1 protein-coding gene is annotated in these 395 nt (G+C 61.8%); it reads left to right on the forward strand.

Annotated features, from left to right (window positions below):
* Positions 1-395 (forward strand): hypothetical protein (locus MUB46_RS24495; RefSeq protein ID WP_261618539.1); only part of this gene is annotated, 395 nt, incomplete at both ends.

Here is a 395-nt window from a genome sequence, read left to right on the forward strand (position 1 = left end):
GTTCGGAAGGAAATCCAGGCGCTGCCGAGCTACAAGAACTATGCGCAGGCCGCGCCTATCTGGTCGTCTCTGGTCGATGCCGAGGGCCGCGACACCAAGGCCTCCGACCTGAACTTCATTTACGGCATCGGCAAGATCTTCGATCCCGGCAGCGTCGTGCGCGAGGGGGAAATGGTCATGGTGGAAAACACCGCATCGCTTCCGCAGCGCCTGCTGTCTGCTGTCAACATCGTGAACGACAAGGGGCGCCTGACCCCCGAAATGCGGTCCAGCCTGCTCGCCGAAGCACAGTCGCGCATGAACGCCTTCAACACCGCATTGCGGGACGATATGCGGTCCTATCGCGGTATCGCTCGCCGGTACGGCATCAACCCGCGCGACATCATCCCGAAGCT

The sequence above is a fragment of the Microbaculum marinisediminis genome, from assembly GCF_025397915.1.
GTDB lineage: Bacteria > Pseudomonadota > Alphaproteobacteria > Rhizobiales > Tepidamorphaceae > Microbaculum > Microbaculum marinisediminis.